The 16,327-nt window shown below is 35.7% G+C and carries 17 protein-coding genes; 2 read left to right on the top strand and 15 right to left on the bottom strand.

Annotated elements, in window-relative coordinates; all coding sequences use genetic code 11:
• Positions 1-6: 6 nt before the first annotated feature.
• From ACLI50_RS01575 to ACLI50_RS01520, 12 genes are all read right to left on the bottom strand, one after another.
• Complete coding sequence (locus ACLI50_RS01575) at positions 7-2,811, bottom strand: hypothetical protein (protein ID WP_411413009.1); 2,805 nt, start codon at positions 2,809-2,811, stop codon at positions 7-9.
• 9 nt (positions 2,812-2,820) lie between these two features.
• Positions 2,821-3,621 carry a fimbrial biogenesis chaperone gene (locus ACLI50_RS01570; RefSeq protein WP_227944132.1) on the bottom strand — a complete coding sequence of 267 codons (801 nt, stop codon included), beginning with the start codon at positions 3,619-3,621 and terminating at the stop codon, positions 2,821-2,823.
• A gap of 80 nt (positions 3,622-3,701) precedes the next feature.
• Positions 3,702-4,247: a peptidoglycan-binding protein LysM gene (locus ACLI50_RS01565; protein WP_202838708.1), complete on the bottom strand. Its 546-nt coding sequence runs from the start codon at positions 4,245-4,247 to the stop codon at positions 3,702-3,704.
• An 85-nt stretch (positions 4,248-4,332) separates the two neighbouring features.
• Positions 4,333-4,878: a peptidoglycan-binding protein LysM gene (locus ACLI50_RS01560; protein ID WP_110011201.1), complete on the bottom strand. Its 546-nt coding sequence runs from the start codon at positions 4,876-4,878 to the stop codon at positions 4,333-4,335.
• A 228-nt stretch (positions 4,879-5,106) separates the two neighbouring features.
• A complete protein-coding gene (locus ACLI50_RS01555) occupies positions 5,107-5,652 on the bottom strand; it encodes a peptidoglycan-binding protein LysM (RefSeq protein ID WP_110011201.1) in 546 nt (181 codons plus the stop codon).
• 228 nt (positions 5,653-5,880) lie between these two features.
• Complete coding sequence (locus tag ACLI50_RS01550; RefSeq protein WP_202838707.1) at positions 5,881-6,426, bottom strand: peptidoglycan-binding protein LysM; 546 nt, start codon at positions 6,424-6,426, stop codon at positions 5,881-5,883.
• A 199-nt stretch (positions 6,427-6,625) separates the two neighbouring features.
• Positions 6,626-7,171 (bottom strand): peptidoglycan-binding protein LysM, encoded by a 546-nt coding sequence (locus tag ACLI50_RS01545; RefSeq protein WP_395973907.1) that lies wholly within the window; start codon positions 7,169-7,171, stop codon positions 6,626-6,628.
• Between the two features lie 202 nt (positions 7,172-7,373).
• Positions 7,374-7,916, bottom strand: coding sequence for a peptidoglycan-binding protein LysM (locus tag ACLI50_RS01540; protein ID WP_395973909.1), 543 nt, complete (start codon positions 7,914-7,916; stop codon positions 7,374-7,376).
• 337 nt (positions 7,917-8,253) lie between these two features.
• Positions 8,254-8,580, bottom strand: a complete 327-nt coding sequence (locus ACLI50_RS01535) for a helix-turn-helix domain-containing protein (RefSeq protein WP_202838704.1) — start codon at positions 8,578-8,580, stop codon at positions 8,254-8,256.
• The gene (locus ACLI50_RS01530; RefSeq protein ID WP_343638729.1) at positions 8,555-9,031 is read right to left on the bottom strand and encodes a transposase; all 477 of its coding nucleotides are present in this window, start codon (positions 9,029-9,031) and stop codon (positions 8,555-8,557) included. The genes ACLI50_RS01535 and ACLI50_RS01530 overlap by 26 nt, the downstream gene beginning before the upstream one ends.
• Positions 9,032-9,149: 118 nt before the next feature.
• Positions 9,150-10,418 (bottom strand): phage tail-like protein, encoded by a 1,269-nt coding sequence (locus ACLI50_RS01525; protein ID WP_202838702.1) that lies wholly within the window; start codon positions 10,416-10,418, stop codon positions 9,150-9,152.
• Positions 10,419-10,507: 89 nt separating this feature from the next.
• Complete coding sequence (locus tag ACLI50_RS01520) at positions 10,508-11,074, bottom strand: hypothetical protein (protein WP_202838701.1); 567 nt, start codon at positions 11,072-11,074, stop codon at positions 10,508-10,510.
• A 687-nt stretch (positions 11,075-11,761) separates the two neighbouring features.
• Between ACLI50_RS01520 and ACLI50_RS01515 the strand changes: the two genes are divergently transcribed.
• On the top strand, positions 11,762-12,706 hold the full coding sequence (locus tag ACLI50_RS01515) for a helix-turn-helix transcriptional regulator (protein ID WP_227942423.1): 945 nt from the start codon (positions 11,762-11,764) through the stop codon (positions 12,704-12,706).
• 130 nt (positions 12,707-12,836) lie between these two features.
• The gene (locus ACLI50_RS01510) at positions 12,837-13,040 is read left to right on the top strand and encodes a hypothetical protein (RefSeq protein ID WP_411413008.1); all 204 of its coding nucleotides are present in this window, start codon (positions 12,837-12,839) and stop codon (positions 13,038-13,040) included.
• Positions 13,041-13,398: 358 nt separating this feature from the next.
• Here ACLI50_RS01510 and ACLI50_RS01505 read toward each other — a convergent pair whose 3' ends face one another.
• From ACLI50_RS01505 to ACLI50_RS01495, 3 genes are all read right to left on the bottom strand, one after another.
• On the bottom strand, positions 13,399-13,572 hold the full coding sequence (locus ACLI50_RS01505) for a hypothetical protein (RefSeq protein WP_411413007.1): 174 nt from the start codon (positions 13,570-13,572) through the stop codon (positions 13,399-13,401).
• Entirely contained in the window at positions 13,573-13,752 is a 180-nt protein-coding gene (locus ACLI50_RS01500) for a hypothetical protein (RefSeq protein WP_411413006.1), read from the bottom strand.
• A 110-nt stretch (positions 13,753-13,862) separates the two neighbouring features.
• The gene (locus tag ACLI50_RS01495) at positions 13,863-15,356 is read right to left on the bottom strand and encodes a phage tail-like protein (RefSeq protein WP_411413005.1); all 1,494 of its coding nucleotides are present in this window, start codon (positions 15,354-15,356) and stop codon (positions 13,863-13,865) included.
• Positions 15,357-16,327 lie beyond the last annotated feature (971 nt).

The raw sequence follows: 16,327 nt of genomic DNA, 5'->3' as shown, positions 1-16,327 counted from the left end.
TTAAATTTAAAACTTTTTCACCTTAATGGTGGTGTCTTTCTTCTTATATTCAAAAACCACGGTTTTTGAATACCCTTCTTTTGTTACCAGAATCGTTTGGGTAGGTTGTGTATAGCTGTATTTGTCATTTTCAATATAGAGGTTGTATTTTCCATCTTTCAGGAAAAACTCAAACTCATTTCTTTGGTTAACCACAGCAGTATAGATTGCACCATCTTCACCTTTTGCATACACCACTATTCCTGTTACATCCGTTTCCAAAACATCATAGGCCTGCCTGATCTCTGTTAATTTCCCGCTTACCCTGATGTTTTTTACCAGGCCCACTTTGCGGTTAATATTGTTATGGACCATAATGGAAGGATCCATCATCAACCGGGCACCTGCATTTTCGTTTACTTTCAGTGTGTAAGTACCTTCTGGCACATTCTGAAAGACTACTTTTCCATTCTTATCCGTCATCGCTACATAATTGTCCAGTTTTACAATTTCATTAGCAAGTACTGCTTCGCCGGACTCCAGAAGTCCATTGAAATTTTTATCTTCAAAGAACTGGAAAGCCACTTTATGATTTCCAAGAGCCGTAGCGGTGGTAAAATATTTTTTAATCCCCGCTCTGAACTGGTAATAACTGCCGCTGCTTGCGTATTCAGCGGTAGATTTATACCCGGAAAGATTAAAATAGCCTGTGGTGGACCAGGAAGGCGAAATCTTATATTCCAGATTACCTGTGATATTGCTGTTTAAATTTTGATACAGTTGCGAATAAAAGGTTCCTGCTGAAAAAGATCCGGTCAGATTATGATTAAACATCTGGAAATTATAAGAGGCGTATACATTGTAGTTGGCGAAATTACGGTTTACATTATAATAAGAATTTAAATCAAAGACACTTGTTGCGTTCCATTGGGCCGTTCCGTTGAGGGAGAATGACTTATATCTGTAAGACAAGGTTGTTTTCAAACTGTTGAACCAGTCTGGTTTATCATTCTCCTTTGAATAAGAATATTCTGCCGTCAGATTCAATCCGTGGGCGCCTAATGTAGTGCTGATGTTGGCTTCTAAGCGGTAGGAAAAAAGTTCCTGCGATGTGTAAAAATTAGCTGTTTTTTGCTTTTCAACCTTTGGAGACAGTAGAAAATTCCATTTCTTTAAAGAAAACTGATACCCTATTCCCAAAGCTTCTGTACTGTTGAAATAATAACGCAAATTAGTGGTGTTCCCAGGTTGGATTGGCTCATTCTGGAAACTCAGGAACTCAGGTTCTACCCGTGAATTCTGATACTGTATAAAAGCACGCTGAGAGGCAGAAAATTGGCGGCCGATCCTCTGATTTGAGAAAAAGGATCCCCTTTTGATTCCTGCATAACTTTTGGTCGCAAAGGAATTGACAGATTGTATATCCCATTTCCCTATTTTCCCCTCGTAATTGGCTCCCAGTAAAGCTCCTGCATTTTCATCGTTGTTCAAAAGACCTTTTTCGTGGCTCACTCCCACCTCCGTGCGGATGGTGTGTTTATCATTAATTAACAATGATGTTACCGCATTCGCTACCTGCGTATCTACGTTAAAGCGCGGATCATGGTCGAATATATAAGACACTTTCCCATTAAAAGATTTAGCATTTCCAAAAGCATATTTTGTACCCACCATGGTAGATCCTTCTGTTTGCTGGAAAAAAGTGCCATACAGATTATAATTATTTTCCAGCGCAAGAACTTCAATCTGATTATTTTTACCAAATCTGGTAGAAACCTTCCCGCCTCTTCCGAAAACCGGGTAATCGTAATCGCTGCTGTTAACATTTCCCAAGCGTAATACCGTATTTTTTCTCTCCAGTTCCAGCCAGGTATCATAGAGATTATACAGGCCGTCTTCAACATAGTAATCTGCACCGATATTGAAGCGCGATTTTACATTATCAGTAACACGAAATGCTGTGTTTCCCCTCAACTGGAGATAATTGAAACCTGAACTGTTTTCATTATAGCTCATTTCCGCAAAATTACTTCCGCTCACCGCTTCATTTCCACGGGCAATCTGTCTGTTGTGCGATAAAATGACTAAATAGAGCGTGTTGCTTCCCACTATTTTATTATCAAGAAGGTCTGTGACAATTGCATTAATATTAAATTCCGGATAAAGTGTATTCTGTTTTCTGACTGCAATTTTAATCTCAACCGTTTGTTTTTCCAAACCTTCCAGGGATACAGTCTGTTGTTTTGGCAAAATTTCCAAACCATCAGGAATGGATTGCAGATCAATTTTAACGGTGCGTTTACTATACCCCTGATTTTCTACAGTCAGCAGAATTGAGGATTGAGGTAAAGCAGGGTTAATGAAATTTTCGTAGCTGGCGGTATAAACTGCGATGTTTTTGTTCTCGCCCTTAGCAACGAAGAACGAGGCGCTTTCAGTTCTGGTGACCGTTGGAGTGGCGTACGAAACCTGGAATTGGATCTTATTGGATCTAAGTTTCATAAAATCCACGTTGGCAATCAGTTTCACAGGAAGATTTTTAGACTGACCAGCGCCTAAGGTAAAGTCATTTTTGGGATAGAAAAGCAACCCCGGATAGTTTTCCTGAGGAATAATATTCTGAATAATAATCTCTTCAGAACTTTTATTCTCAATGACCAGGAAATTAGTAAAGGTAGAACCTTTTTCAACAGCTAAACTGTCGTTTTCAAAATGGATTTGAATATCCTTTTTTTCCTGCGCAAAGGCCCACGAAAAGTGCAGAAGAACAAATACAAAAAATAAGATTGTTCTTCTTAGTACTGAGGTTGATATTCCATTCTGTGGTTTCAAGACTTACTATTAAAATTTAAAGTTTTTTTCTCCTACACGTAAATCATTGGATTCTGCCATTTTGACGATAACCACGCCAAGAAAGTTCCCTGAAATGTTCTCCGGTAGAGAAAACTGAACGACCTGATTGGTATCCGGAAGCATGGAGATTGAAATTGCGGGTAATTTTATTTCTTTGCCACTGTCTGTGTTGGTGAGTTCAAACTCAACGGTAGCATCATTAATGGTGTTTCCATCATTGTGAATGCTTACTGCGACTTTTCTGTTCGCTGCATTCTCATTGCTCACTTCTGCAATATTGGTAATATCCAGACTTTTTACATGGTTTCCCGGTGGAGTATAAAAGATGTGAAGTCCCACCTCAAATAAGGTGATAATACCAATACCGTTCTGAACACGTGCCTTATCTGCCTGCTGAGGAAGCTGGGTAAAAAACAACATACTGTTCGTAACGGCAGATTGTGATGCGTTTGCAGGAATCTGCATGGTTACTGCAATCTCCTTTGTACTTTTCGCAGGAACTGTTACAGTGTTTTCTAAGGTAGATACCCAGGAAGCATTAGACGTTTTTGAACTGCCTGCTTCAAGATAAACCTTATTTCCGTCTTCTTCTCTGAACCAGTCTTTAGAGTTGAGATTAAAGACATAATCCTTATCCGAGCTGTTCTGAAGCGTGACTGTCTTTGTTACTTTTTCTCCCGGATTGCCGGTAAAAAACAAACGTGTAGGCGACATAGAAATACTTTGTGCCAGAAGTGAAGAAGATCCTGTAAGGATAAAGAAAATGAAAAGGGGAATGAATTTGTGCATGGCGTAAATAGTTTAATAATAAAAGATTCCCAAAACTACTGAAAACATAGCAAAAGGAACCTTTTAAACTAAAATTTTTATTATAAAGCAGTCGCGGTATACGTTACTGTTTGTATATAAGTTCCGGCCGGTTTACCTAAAATATCTGAAGATGATGATTTTGCTGCCGGGATGGTGTAGTCCAGATTCAGTGTTAAGGCACTTCCGAGAGGAGCATTGGATACTAAAGTTCTTTCTCCTGGGGATAAAACCACGTCGTTTTTTGTTCCGCCCATACTTCCGGAAGCTTCTGCAGCTTTGATTGTCAAAACATCCACTGGGATTGAGTTTGAACCATTGACGAAATTCGGTCCCCCTGCTTTTACCTTTACATTAAAGTTCTTTGTGGAAGTAACTTTTAAAGAGTTCGCTTTGGTAATTGTCTGATCAGAGTTATAGTCTGCTGCAGTAACATAGTTAAAGGAAACTATACCACCAATTGCTGTACTTCCTGCATCGATAGAGATGACATCATTCAGGGTAATGTTTACAGCTGTGGTTGCGGTTGTATTTTGAGCTTGCACATTGTTAGTTCCAAATAGGATTGCTCCCAAAGTTATGGCTGTGATTGTGATTAGTCTTGTCATGGCAGTAATACTTTATTGTTATTTTTATTTAATTGTTCTTTATGAACACGAAAAATCTACAGCGATGATAAAAGTTTCTTTTTTATTATAAAGCCGTCGCGGTATAAGTTACTGTTTGCGTATAAGTTCCGGCCGGCTTACCTAAAATATCAGAAGATGATGATTTTGCCGCTGGAATAGTATAGTCCAGGTTCAATGTTAAGGCACTTCCAAGAGGAGCGTTGGTAACTAAATTCTGATCCGTTGCAGATAAAACTACAGTATTTTTTGTTCCACCCATTGTTCCGGCTGCTGTAGCGGCTTTGATCGTCAGAACATTGACAGGAATTAAGTTGGTTCCATTCATAAAATTAGCGCCTCCTGCTTTTACTTTAACGTTAAAGTTCTTTGTGGAAGTAACTTTTAAAGAGTTCGCTTTAGTAATCGTCTGATCAGAGTTGTAGTCTGCTGCAGTAACGTAGTTAAAATCTACCGTATTACCAATGGCTGTACTTCCTGCATCGATAGAGATCACATCGTTCAGGGTGATGTTTACGGTTGTAGTTGCGGTTGTATTTTGAGCTTGAACATTATTAGTTCCAAATATGATTGCTCCAAAAGTTAAGGCTGTGATTGTAATTAGTTTTGTCATGGCAGTAATATTTTATTGTTATTTTTATTTAATTATTATCTTTTGTATACTGCAAATTTATAGTGGTGCTAAAATTTTCTTTGTAGTGGAAAAAGGAAGTTCGTGTAGTAAAATCACTACAAGGTTTATTCATATGATAAATAGAAAAACCCTCACATACAAAATCAAAGGCCCCCTGAGGAAGCCTTCGAAACACCAAATCACAAAATATTAATATGAAAAATTAATTTATAAAGCTGTTGCAGTATACGTTACTGTCTGCGTATAAGTTCCGGCCGGCTTACCTAAAATATCAGAAGATGATGATTTTGCCGCTGGAATAGTATAGTCCAGGTTCAATGTTAAGGCACTTCCAAGAGGAGCGTTGGTAACTAAATTCTGATCCGTTGCAGATAAAACTACAGTATTTTTTGTTCCGCCCATGGTTCCGGCTGCTGTAGCGGCTTTGATTGTCAGAACATTGACAGGGATTAAATTCGTTCCGTTCATAAAATTAGCGCCTCCTGCTTTTACTTTAACATTAAAGTTCTTTGTGGAAGTAACTTTTAAAGAGTTCGCTTTAGTAATCGTCTGATCAGAGTTATAGTCTGCTGCAGTAACATAGTTAAAATCTACCGTATTACCAATGGCTGTACTTCCTGCATCGATAGAGATGACATCGTTCAGGGTGATGTTTACGGTTGTAGTTGCGGTTGTATTTTGAGCTTGAACATTATTAGTTCCAAATATGATTGCTCCAAAAGTTAAGGCTGTGATTGTAATTAGTTTTGTCATGGCAGTAATATTTTATTGTTATTTTTATTTAATTGTTATCTTTTGTATACTGCAAATTTATAGTGGTGCTAAAATTTTCTTTGTAGTGGAAAAAGGAAGTTCGTGTAGTAAAATCACTACAAGGTTTATTCATATGATAAATAGAAAAACCCTCACATACAAAATCAAAGGCCCCCTGAGGAAGCCTTCGAAACACCAAATCACAAAATATTAATATGAAAAATTAATTTATAAAGCTGTTGCAGTATACGTTACTGTTTGAGTATAAGTTCCGGCCGGCTTACCTAAAATATCAGAAGATGATGATTTTGCCGCTGGAATAGTATAGTCCAGGTTCAATGTTAAGGCACTTCCAAGAGGAGCGTTGGTAACTAAATTCTGATCCGTTGCAGATAAAACTACAGTATTTTTTGTTCCGCCCATGGTTCCGGCTGCTGTAGCTGCTTTGATCGTCAGAACATTGACAGGAATTAAGTTGGTTCCATTCATAAAATTAGCGCCTCCTGCTTTTACTTTAACATTAAAGTTCTTTGTGGAAGTAACTTTTAAAGAGTTCGCTTTAGTAATCGTCTGATCAGAGTTATAGTCTGCTGCAGTAACATAGTTAAAATCTACCGTATTACCAATGGCTGTACTTCCTGCATCGATAGAGATGACATCGTTCAGGGTGATGTTTACGGTTGTAGTTGCGGTTGTATTTTGAGCTTGAACATTATTAGTTCCAAATAGGATTGCTCCAAAAGTTAAGGCTGTGATTGTAATTAGTTTTGTCATGGCAGTTATATTTTATTGTTATTTTTATTTAATTATTATCTTTTGTATACTGCAAATTTATAGTGGTGCTAAAATTTTCTTTGTAGTGGAAAAAGGAAGTTAGTGTAGTAAAATCACTACAAGGTTTATTCACATGATAAATAGAAAACCCTCAGTACCTGGAAAGTGCTGAGGGCATATATATTGATGTGTTTTTTTATTATAAAGCCGTCGCGGTATAAGTTACTGTTTGAGTATAAGTTCCGACCGGCTTACCTAAAATATCAGAAGATGATGATTTTGCCGCTGGAATAGTGTAATCCAGATTCAATGTTAAGGCACTTCCAAGAGGAGCATTGGTAACTAAATTCTGATCCGTTGCAGATAAAACTACAGTATTTTTTGTTCCACCCATAGTTCCGGCAGCTGTAGCGGCTTTGATTGTCAGAACATTGACAGGAATTAAGTTGGTTCCATTCATAAAATTAGCCCCTCCTGCTTTTACTTTAACGTTAAAGTTCTTTGTGGAAGTAACTTTTAAAGAGTTCGCTTTAGTAATCGTCTGATCAGAGTTGTAGTCTGCTGCAGTAACATAGTTAAAATCTACCGTATTACCAATGGCTGTACTTCCTGCGTCGATAGAGATCACATCGTTCAGGGTGATGTTTACGGTTGTAGTTGCGGTTGTATTCTGAGCTTGAACATTATTAGTTCCCAGTATCATTGCTCCAAAAGTTAAGGCTGTGATTACGATTTGCTTTTTCATGATGGTAATATTTTATTGTTATTTTTTACTTAATTGTTATCTTTTGTATACTGCAAATTTATAGTGGTACTAAAAGTTTCTTTGTAGTGGAAAAAGGAAGTTCATGTAGTAAAATCACTACAAGGTTTATTCATATGATAAATGAAAAGCCCTCGATACTTTTGTAGTATCGAGGGCTTTTCTATTTAAAATTGGTATTGACTTACAATGCAGTGGCAGTATAAGTTATTTTTTGTGTGTAAGTTCCCTGTGGTTTTCCTAAAAGTACCTTGGATGCATTTTCCGCAGAAATAGAGTAAGCAATATTTAAAGACTGTTTGGTACCTAAACCTGCATTACTCACCAGCACCTGATCATTTGGAGATAAAGTGACCTCATTCAGGGTTCCCACCATACTTCCCCCTGGTATTGCTTTTACCTGTAATATATCTACAGGAATGACATTTGCGCCACTTACAAAGTGTGCACCTTCAGATTTTACTTTTACATCAAAATTTTTAGAGGAAATAATGACTAAACTATTGGGAACGGTCACATTTTTTGATGAATTATAATCTTTTGTGTTCCCATAATTAAAATCTACAGCGCCTTCTGAAGCAGCAGAGCCAATATCCATTGCAATAACATCTGATAAAATAATATTGACTGATGTACTCACCTGCTCTGAATGTTGTGCCATAACCCGGTGGGTTCCTAAGGCGGTTGCTCCCAGAGACAACGCAACGATAAAGATTTGCTTTTTCATGATTAATAAATTTAGTGAGGTGTAATAATATTGTCATTCGGAATTCATTATAAAGCTAATAACATTATATGACATTACCAAGACTTTTTTCATTATTGAGTGTATTATATAAAGAATTTGCCATCTTAAAGCGGTATAAATAATTGATTATAAACTGCAAGTATACAAGACAAACATCAATTAATTTAATTAACAATCAGTGATTTTAAATTCGATTAAACACGTCAAAAAATAGAAAAGTCGGAAGATTTTTCTTCCGACCATCATTACCATAAAAGGACTCCTTATTTAATCTTTAGTACCTATTTGTTAACCAATCTGTTTGTTATAAAACATTTTATATTAAAAAACTCTTTTTCCATTTGGTTACTGTGTTTGGGCTTAATTTAAAGTGAATGGCGAGTTGAGTGTTATTAAGTTTATTTTTTTTCTGATAATCAAGCATTTTAAGTATATCCTTTTTCATAAATGAACGATGCTTCTGACTGGCAGCAAAAGTTTCCTTATCCGGAATCCCAAAAATTTTTTCATTAAGTTCCATAATATCCATAACGGATAAACTTTCTTTCTCTAATAATCGTTGACAGGAATCTCTTTTTTCCGGAAACTCTTTTACGATGATGTCATTATAAATTCTTTTATAATCGGGAACTATTTTTTCCATAAAATGTTTTATTTAAATTTATTTCGCTTTTATACTTATATATCCATTTATACAAAGTTGTTTTAGGAATTTTATAATACTCTATTACCGCAACCTTTGACATTTCTCCTGATTCTATCTGTCTCAGAATAAAATCAATGATTTCCCTTGTGTAAATATTTTTACGAAACTGAGGTAGGCCTGGCTTTTTATTCTGTCTATTTTCTATGCTTTTACCTGCTATGGATGGGGCATACAATATCAAATGCTGAGAATACAGCCTGAAAAAATCATATTCTAATAATTTACTCCATTTCAACAGGTTTTCTGTTTCTATACTTGAAGATTTGTACATTCCTTTTATTTCCTGTTCAGTACATTTCATAAAGCTACAGATACGGGATAGTTCTATCCCGCTTTCTGCAACTTCTTTTTCAATCAATGTCCCTATTGGAATCTCTTTAAAATTCATTAGTCCGTGTTTTTAGAATCTTGTAATTGAAGGGTATTTATAAACCGACAGACGGAATTCATCTGCCGGATACAATGAATTTAAGGTGAGCTCATCCGTTCTATTTTATCATTTCATATCAATAGGATGACATTCTTTGTGCTGTCATAAAGACACGTCGGATATTATTGCTGGGATCAGTATCATTTAAATTATCTACAGAAACAAAAACGATTACTCTATACCAGATTCCGTCAACAATTACATCTACCGTTTCTATCTCCTGAGAATTATCACTGGAGTTTGTAGCTGTTACAGGAGTAGAACTGCTATTCATATTGTCTCCCCAGTTAAGATAAATTCCATTATCCGTTTCCATATAACCTCCAGGCGCTAATAAAACGTTCGAGCGGCGGAAGCGGTCTACGCTCGATAATGCCGAATACCATACTTTAATATTAGAACTGGAGGCATTTACCAAACGTGGATTGTAGGTAACGGCTCCTGAACCCTGATTGGAACTTGCATTAAAATCAAGGTCCAATTTTAACTTTCCTCCTAAAATAGCATCATAAGTACCGCCAACCTGTGTGCTCAGCAATCCTATATACGTCGCCGGTAATGTATAAGTAAAGAACTGATACTCTCCAGGTGCAAGCACTTTCCCAACACCTACTGTTGCACTACAGCTCTGCCCTCCTATCGAAATGGGAAATGTTGTTGTATTGGGGCTGGATACTGTTGGTATTCCGGAAACAGTATAATTTAAAGTACCTGATCCTTGCGCAAAATTACCCTGAGGAAGTGTTGCCGTAAGACCATTTACAGGTCCTATTGTTTGTGGACCATATATTCCTGCATTGCCTCCTGAATAAGGAATCGACATGGTACCCTGATAAGGAGTTCCGGCGGTATAGGTAAGCGGGCTTAGTGTTACGTCAGTACATCTCAAACCACTTATCGTTCCCGACTGTAACGAGCGCCCATCCAAAGGTCTCCATTGGGTTCCGTCCCAATAAACATATCCCTTAAAGGTAAAAGTAGACTGAGTTCCCAGATTGTAAACCAATAAGCCAACTGCAGGATTAGGTATTGTAGACGCATCATTATATACTGTTAAAGCTACTCGTGGACCTAAAAACCCTTTTTGGCTGCCCGATGCAAGCTGACTTACATTAAGCTCCAGAATAGCAGATGCGTCGGGAATTGCACCAATACCTGTAGATCCTGAATTGGTTACAATAAAATCATTGGCTAATTGTGCGGCCGTTGGAGTTCCTGTTACAGCATTGTTTTTACCACCATCGATATTGAATATCCCTTGTGGATTTTGCGTATTGATGCCTACTTGAGCGAAAGCTAATGTGCCAAACGCTAAGGCAAGAATTGTATAAAATTTATTTTTCATTTTGTTTGATAATTTGGAAAACGGAAAAGAGTCTTATGAGTACTCTTTTCCATAGTACTATATTTTGAATTTGTGTTCCTGTTATTTTGCTATAAAATGATTTTGAAAGAGGGAGGAGACCGGATTTGTAGTCCTGCCAGAAAAGCCCTTTCGTACACATCGGTTTTAAGAGATTGCTCTGGACAAAACTGTTTTTCGTACAGGATAAATATCTTATGCTTTCTATGTAATATTCCTTGTTTTTCTTTCAACGTGTTGGTTATAATAATAGCAATATCTTCTGATTTTCCATAAAAAATGATAGTAGACTTACCATTTTCAGCTCTGGAGATTTTCTGTTCAGAAATCAATTTTAAAACTCTTTTTTCTTCTTGCTTTTTTTTAGCTTTTTTTATAGTATTACTAAAAGAACTCTGCTGTGTTTTTGGTAAGTAAGAAGAAGAAAGTACAACAATCTTGATATTGGACATTTGCTGCAGGTTATGCACTTTAGTGTTGGCTTTAATATATAATGAAACCAGACTATCTTTTCTCTCTAACAAAGAAATAATAATACTGTCTTTAATATAGAGATCACAACTTTTTCCAATATATAATTGAGCATATATCTTACAAAAAGAGCAAAGCAAAAGAAGCATACCTGATGCCTTTGTCATATTGTAACTCTTATTCTTAAAATACATTTTCACCTCATTGGAATTGAGCTGTAAAATTGATCTTATTTTAAGCTTAAATAAAGAAATACCATACGCTACAGATACCTTATCAACACGGTAAAATATACGGCATAGATACCACCAAAAGAACAAAACACACTTAATTTTCTAATTTTCAATACATTACAATAAACAATAATAGATCATTTAATTAACAGCATTAAAAACCAGAAATTCCTGTGCTACGCAAATGGAAATCTGATAATATTACAATTACCATTAACCTTGTATGAAGTTCTGAGAACCAAAAAAACAACACAATGACAAACCATTTTCAAAACCTGATGCAGATAAAAAAACAGAAAACCAATAGTCTAAAAAATCCGTTGAGGATAAAGTATAAATGAAATTGTGTGAAGTGTCTACAAAAATATGACTATGACTTTTATTATGGTATTAAAAATGGCAGATGATATAGTTTACCTTTTTGTAGTAAAAAACATTCAGAGCATTTAAAACTACAATTTCTGACCTACTAATTTCAGTATTATGTACAGGCCGCTATAAAGATTTAACATTACTTAATCACTTGGTATATTTTAGCTTACATTTTTATGGAAAATTAATTTTACAGAAATAATTTTCAACTACAAATAAGTAGTATCTTTTAACAAATATTTATGACCAATGTTACGTAAAATTTGGAATTATATACAGAATCTGCATATTGATCCCACTGCTGACAGATTTGAACGTCTGGATGCCCAAATATTAAATTTATTCGCATTTTCTATAGGAATAGTTTTGCTTGTAAGCGGATTCAGAGATTTGCTGTTTGGGTTTGAGGGCTATTTTTTGTTATTGTTTGTGCTAGGCAGTATTTTTCTTATTCTTTTCTTTTTTACTAAGGCCCGGCAAAATATCATGATATGCTTTATTGTTATAGAGCTTGCTATGCTATTGGTTTTCTTCTTTTCATCCACTTCAGGTTTTGAAAATGGCTTGTCATTATATTATTTTTTGCTGCTCATGACTTCCTTATTTATTTTTAACACAAAGAAAAAATTAAAGTATATTATAGCTGTTTTTGCTACGGCGTTTGTTTTATTTCTCATAAGCCATTATTATGATTTTAGAATATTCAGGATTAAAAATGCCGGAAATTTAGAATTTTCAAGAAATCAGAGACTTTTTACTTTTTTACAAGTATTTATATGGTTTGCAATTTTCGGATATTTTATTCTGCTAAAACATTTTACTGTTTTGGAGCTGTACAGAAAAGTCCTTCGTAGCCAGAATATAATTGCTAATATACGTACGAGGCTGGATAAGAAAGACGATATAGATTTAGAAAACCTTGTAAAAATGGCTATGAATGATGACATCGCGTTCATACCAAAAATAAAACAATCATTTCCCGGATTATATGAAAACCTCATGCATGTAAATCCGGAAATTACATCAGAAGAGTTTAAACTATGTGCTCTTCTCAAGCTGAATTTCACTACAAAAGATATTGCGGAATACAATCATATTTCAATACGTACAGTTCAGTCAAGGAAAAGCAGGCTGAGGAAATCATTTGGAATCTCTTCTGATACAGATCTTTACAAATGGATAGATACTTTCTAATTTCCCTTATTTTAGCAGTAGTTATTTATTAGAAATCAATAAAAGCTCAAAAAGAATTTTCTACACTTTTGAAAAAATTGGAATATGGTGGCTTTCTCATATTGAGAATGAGTTCACCCAACAAAGATCGATGGAGCCTGATAGCTTAGAAATGGAATTGCAAAATCAGAAGATGCCAAGAAAAGACCTGGAAATAAAACATTGGGTTGAAAAAGTTTTAGAAGTGATACCGAATCCATCAAAGCTATACTCAGAAGGAAATATAGAAACAAAACAGTCGATTTTAGCGGAAAAACTTGAGTTTGAAGAAAATGCGTTTCGGACACCAAATTAAATTTTGCACTACCCTACATCTTACATATAACAATAGTTTACAAACAAAAAAAGACGGACAAAACATTAAAAAAAATGTCTCGTCCGTCTTTGTGACCGCCGAGGTGCATTTTCCGAACACTTTTATAGAAGATTTGAACAAAATAGCTGAGCTTGAGTCGTTAAATTTCAAAATTCATATTTGATTATTTTAATCTACCACTTTGGAACTATCAATTTTAGCTATGAACCTTCCATTGCCTTCTATCTCATGAAAGTTCAATCCCCTTGTTACAGCTTTAAAATCTGCTTGAGAGTTTTGAAACGAGGCAAAGACAATACTTTGTGCTTCTTGCTGCAAAGACAGCTCTCTTAAGAACTCATGAAAATCTTTTTAACAAAAGCGGGTGACTCCCATCTTTAGCATAGGAAGTCTCTAAAAGTGCGATATAATAAGCCCACATGGCGCGAATATGATCACTTCCGGAAGAATCAAACCGTAAGTCATAATATTTCAGTCTTCCATTTGGAAGGGCTACTTCTATTATTGGCATTTACTTATCACGGGATATGCGAATAGCGCTTTTATCTTTACTTTGATAGTTGAAATGTGTTAATAAAGTAACGAAACAATTTTCCAGCAATTGAATCTTTTCATCATCCTGTTTCGTAAAGAAATCTTCTCCTAAATTTGATTCTAAGCCTTTTAAATTGTCCCAATCATCTGATAGCATTTTGAGGCGATTTTTTAAACCCACTGTAGTTTCTACAAGCGCTTCATAAACTATAATTAATTTTTTCAGATTGATCTTTAAATATCAGGCTTTTCAACAAAACATAACTGTTATTTAATGGTTACAGCCATATTAGGAACTACAATATCGCCTGTTAAACCTGTATAACGTTGTGCAAATATTTCAACGTAATCATTCGTGGATAGTTCAGTTGTGCCATTAATGGGCAATACCACAATATCATTTAAAGCAGCTCCACGTCCATATACTTTATACTGACTGATGGCTGTTCCGTTTTTTGCAATATAAATGATATAAGTACCGGCTGCAGGTACCTGGAACGATACAGAACCCGTGACCTGAAAAATTCTTTTCTTTTTACCCACATACTTCAACCTGTTAGGAACCCCATCCGTAGTAAATCTGAACAGGTTTGATGAGGTGGAAACAGATGTTGAAGTGCCAATTTTTACAATATTACTTGGATTGGAGCTGTTAAAACTTACCCCAATACCGGTTCCTACTGGATAATCAACTGAAAAGTCACCAACAGCATTGGTGTCTGCTTCAGTTGGAAGACCTGCTGCCCTGACGGTCCAACTGTTATTAAAATTGTATCCTGAATACGTCCCAGTAGTATAAGGCTTGACATATCCAGCTGTATTGGTTCCTGTAAATACAACGGATTCCATCACCGCATCTCCTGTAATGGTAAGCCCGCTTGTTGAAACATCAAAACCGATGGCTGAGCCATTGACCTGGCTGAACCCGCCCTGTTTTTCAACCGATGTAAAGGTTCCCGTAAGCTTTTCGTAGGTGCCGGAATTATTAGCTGCCCATCCCATATTACTGAGCAGGAGCTGCCCAATATTATTGTAGGTAATACCATTGGTGTTTCCGGTAAATTGGATAATACTGAGAAACACCAGTCCAAGCCCAGAAATGGTTCCCACACTGCTTGAGTTTGCGACTACACTATCCCTGAAGATAAGGTTCTGGGCAGTTGTACCTGAAATATTAAAAACATTTCCTGATGGTGCACTTAGAGTAACACTCTTTATACTCCCACCTGTTGATCCTTCAAAAATATTTCCGTTGGCTCTGACAATAATATCATTATTGGTATCAAGCCCATGTATATAAGCATTATTAATTTCTATGGGTCTGTCAAACACTACCTGTCCATTGATTTCATACAATGTATCTGCATTTAAAAGGTACCTTGTTCCACCTCCTGCATTTAGTTCTGTTGCCAGCACTGTAGCTAAAACATCTGTAGACTTTATTCGCTTAAAATTAAGTCTTTCAGAAACATTACTTCCTACGGGGAACCATGCTGCCGTATTGGAAGTATAATAGTAAAGCTGTTTGAAATTAGTATCGTACACGATGAGTCCATCAGCAGGTGAAGCAATAGCGATCCGCTGGGCTGTTGTCAGACGTGGAGCTAGCAGCCCTCGGGTTGTGGAATTGAGATCTAAAATAGAGCTGGGATGAGGAGTAGTTGTATTTATCCCTACCTGTGCTCTCATTGAAAATGAAATAAGAAAAGCCATCAACAACATAAAAAGCTTTCCTGTAAAAGAATTTTTTTTTGTTTTCATATTAAAAGATTTAGGTGGTTTGATAAGGTAATTTTATGTCTCGGGTAAGCAGTAAGTCAGAAAAACACTAATCAGCGTTTTCCGGTGGTCTCAGAGTAAAAATGATTCAGTAATAAAAAAATCTACAGTACTGTATATTTTTCGTAAAAAGGAGTAATTCTTGTTCTGACAATAATTAAAGAAACCAGGTTATCGGATATCAGACAGGATATGGTCATTGTTTTATACCATTTATAGATCATAACAGTAATCCACCTGCCTTTATCAATGAGCCTGTACATCTTTTTTTTAAAGTACATGATAACAATGTCCTTCCTCTTGCCTTTTAGTGAAAATAAGTCTATCATAATATTTTGTAATTTTTAGTTTAACAATTTTTATGGTTTCCTTATTTCATGGATAGTTTTATTATTCCAAATGTCGTGAAATAAATTAATCTCTATTATGACGGTGATCATAAAAAGAACTAGTTAGTCTTTTTTTATTAATCTATGTAGGATTGTGTTTATTAATTACGTCAGCATAAAGGCAAAAATCATGGAGTTCCAAATCAAGATTCGACATGAGTTAGGCACATACTTGTTATATTAACCTGGATTAATGCTATTTTTAATATGGTAGGTCAAAAAGTACATATCTCAAAATGCTGCTTTTTGCCTTCAAACTCACCAATCATTTATGCTTAGGAGGATGGATTTCTTACCAGACAATTCCTCCTAATTTCATTCCTTTCACTGACGTGGATATCTTGATTATTTAGAACATATCCACATCAATTTTAGTTCAACAAAGCAAAACCCTTTATACTACGGAACTTGACGTATTAAAAAGTAATCCACCAAAAGTAATAAAATAAAAAAACCTTTTGGGACATTAGGAGGTTGAATATATCTTCATCCGATATTGAAGTAATTGAACACTTAAATATATACCTTTAAAAATGAGAGTCAACTACAGATTTATTAGTTCAT

Origin of the sequence: Chryseobacterium cupriresistens, from assembly GCF_046614675.1 — a bacterium.
Lineage (GTDB): Bacteria > Bacteroidota > Bacteroidia > Flavobacteriales > Weeksellaceae > Chryseobacterium > Chryseobacterium cupriresistens.
This window is presented reverse-complemented; position numbering and strand designations above follow the sequence as displayed.